This is a genomic window from Bacillus sp. FMQ74, from assembly GCF_001875785.1.
GTDB classification, from domain to species: domain Bacteria; phylum Bacillota; class Bacilli; order Bacillales; family Bacillaceae; genus Bacillus; species Bacillus stercoris.
Genome location: NZ_MOEO01000032.1, coordinates 1 through 2,876, shown reverse-complemented (window position 1 = coordinate 2,876; position 2,876 = coordinate 1). Strand labels below are relative to the sequence as shown.

The 2,876-nt window shown below is 32.0% G+C and carries 4 protein-coding genes and 2 pseudogenes; all 6 read left to right on the top strand.

Going from position 1 to position 2,876, the window contains the following annotated elements; all coding sequences use genetic code 11:
- Window positions 1–228 precede the first annotated feature (228 nt).
- Window positions 229–359: pseudogene (locus tag BLL41_RS23375) on the top strand (T7SS effector LXG polymorphic toxin); the annotation flags it as partial.
- Between the two features lie 15 nt (window positions 360–374).
- Window positions 375–713 (top strand): hypothetical protein, encoded by a 339-nt coding sequence (locus tag BLL41_RS22080; RefSeq protein ID WP_177230652.1) that lies wholly within the window; start codon window positions 375–377, stop codon window positions 711–713.
- 303 nt (window positions 714–1,016) lie between these two features.
- A pseudogene (locus tag BLL41_RS22075) lies at window positions 1,017–1,219 on the top strand (polymorphic toxin type 50 domain-containing protein); the annotation flags it as partial.
- A 21-nt stretch (window positions 1,220–1,240) separates the two neighbouring features.
- Window positions 1,241–1,570, top strand: a complete 330-nt coding sequence (locus BLL41_RS22070) for a hypothetical protein (protein ID WP_071579434.1) — start codon at window positions 1,241–1,243, stop codon at window positions 1,568–1,570.
- A 160-nt stretch (window positions 1,571–1,730) separates the two neighbouring features.
- Window positions 1,731–2,180 carry a hypothetical protein gene (locus BLL41_RS22065; protein ID WP_071579433.1) on the top strand — a complete coding sequence of 150 codons (450 nt, stop codon included), beginning with the start codon at window positions 1,731–1,733 and terminating at the stop codon, window positions 2,178–2,180.
- A gap of 330 nt (window positions 2,181–2,510) precedes the next feature.
- The coding region (locus BLL41_RS22055; RefSeq protein WP_071579432.1) for a hypothetical protein at window positions 2,511–2,876 on the top strand (366 nt) is incomplete at its 3' end.

Sequence of the window (2,876 nt, the reverse complement as noted above, 5' to 3'; positions counted from 1 at the left end):
TGGGTCAAGAAGAGAGACTTAAAGTTAAATTTTGCAAACAAGTTGGAGTGGAGTTACTTTAAAATAGCCTTATTTTATTAGAATGAATATATAAAACAATTATGATATTCTCTCAGATAAATCAGTAGGTGAAGTAGTTGATACTTCTAAATATAATGTTATTGTTATCATACCTTGACTGGCTATATGCCTTTCAAGGTTTTTTAATAAAAATAATCTTTTATAAAGCTAATTCATAAACCCTTCTCCTTTTCTTTGGCATGTTTATCGACGAATACAAAAAAGTACTGAAACAAACACAGCATGCGATTTCCTCTGTAGAATCTGACTCTCACGGCATGATTGCAGAGGCTTTTCTCTTGAGGAGGATATACATGGAATATGATCCTTTAATAAAAGCGTTAAAAGAGTATAAAGATAGTGACTTGATAATAGAGTGGGATAATGGATTAAAGATTATTGGTGAACCAGACACACTCTTTGAAACAGACAATGGGTTGGATGACGATGATGTGAATTTTATCAAATATTATGCAGTTACATTTCAAGTAAATGATATTTTAGCTCATCCTATTAGTGAAGAAAGTAGTTTATATAATTGGTTAATACAAAAGAAAGGTTCATTAGTTGAAATTTCACTTTATGATGATCCGCCAAGTGCAGTTTTTTTAACTGACGGAGAAAGTGTATGGAAAAGGGATAGTCAAAAATAAAACTATACCTTGAGGGGCTGAATTGCCTTTCAAGGTTTTTTGCTTTTTATATTAAATCAGCTGATATTTGTGAGAAGCGAATTGAAAATGATTAGTTTGAGAATCGAGAGCTCATGATGGTAGTACCTTCAAGGAGTATCGATTTTTAACACTTTGAGGAACTGAACATGAACGAGAAAGGGGCGAGATGACATTTTACATGACAGGGCAGTTATACCGTGGAGTAACTAATGAAACTATCGTACAAGCTCGTGGCGATAAATAATGAGTAACGTAAAAGAGTTCTTAACTATTAGCAAGAGATATGGAGATAATAAAAAAGCACAGGAATTGCTTGATAAGTTTACAGGAAAAGGCGATTTCTTAAAAAATGGCAGGGAAAGAGTAGACTTTGGAAAACCAATAGGAAAATATTATGATTGTAATACTGATGAATATGTTGAGACTACTAAGGAATAATACATTATGGAAAAGACGGAGCGCATATAGTACCATCTAGGCCATAAAAATAAGAAAAGAGGGATCGTATGGGCTATGATTCTTTAATTGAAACTTTAATAAAATATGAAAATAATGACTTGATACTAGAATGGACAAGTGGGTTAAGGATTGGAGAACTAGATACTGTTTTTGAAACAGACAATGGATTGGACGAAGATGATAATAATTATACAGAATATGATGCAGCTGCATTTAAAGTAAATAAAATATTATCCAAACCGATTCAGAATGAAGGCAACGTATATAATTGGTTGAGACAAGAAAAAAGTTCATTGGTTGAAATCTCTCTCTATGATGATCCACCAAGTACAGTTTTATTAACTGATGGTCAAAGAGTGTGGAAAAGCGATAATTAAATTAACAAATTTTAAATTGGGACCTTGAAATTGGTTAAAACCTTTCAAGGTTCTTTTAGGTTGGAAACACACCACCTATTATGTTTGGAAAATACTCATTATATTGCTTGCGTTACCTCACACCATCTACCGGTGAATAAGAAATAACGGAGATAGTATATTGCTCAAATATAAATATGCAATTGAATATATAGATGATTATGATGAAGTCATTTTGGATTTGGAAAAAGAGAAAATACTTAAAAATGGTTACCTTATTAGTAATTCGTTAGGATCTGATATATTTAGTGATTTCGATAGCATAAAGGAAGAAATTGAACAATTATTAAAAGTATTGTCTGGGGAATTACCAATATTCGAAAGTGGCGGGAATTTAAATTTAATTAGTTCTGATAAACATAAAACAGTGATTGAAGATATCTTCGCAGATGAAGATGAAGGAGATTGTATATGCACAATAGAGACGGTGGAATATACCAAGATCATTTTAATCTGGGCAAAAGAAAGTATTAAGTACAAAAACAAAAGAGGTGTTTTAGCAACAGAAGAAGCTGATGAAAGAATGGGATGGATAAAAGAAAAGTGGAGTGAATTGAATTTTACTAATTGAGGAATAAACAGTGGCGGTATATATACATTTTATTACTAAAAGAATATGAAGATGATGAATCAGTAGTATACAAATTCGGGCCTAACGAAAATACTATGGGCAAAATGAAATTAAATAAAATAACTAGGAAGTTTTAAGAGTTAGAAGAAATTCCTGATAAAGATCTCCCGTCAACATTTTATTTTGATCGAGCTGCACAAAGATTAGCAGTTTGTTTAGTAAGAGAAAGGGGATATTTCCAGAAAAGCTTATAATAAAACCTTGATTGGCAAAACGCCTTTCAAGGTTTTAATCTGCATTCAATATAATAAAAAACAAAGAGGTTCTCCTATGATATATAATGCATTTGTTAAAGGGCTTGATCCACATATAGAAGAGGAAGTGACTCTCGAAATAGAAGGGATAGAATTTACAGGTTTCTCTTCTGTCTGTCCTTATGAAATTGAAGAAGGGAAAAAGTATCCCGTATTGGTTGGTTTTACGATTTTGGATGAGTTAGTTATTCGTGAAAATAAAGAAAAAACAAAAGAATTAGAACGGATTGGTTTAGGATATCAATATTATATTAGGGGAATTTTGCAAGAGGATTCAATTGATGCAGGAATCGTTCTAACTGATGAAGATGAGTATTTTTCTGAATACCCTTATTTGATTGGGGAACATGTTGAGATAAAGGTTGACAGGATAAGCGTAGAA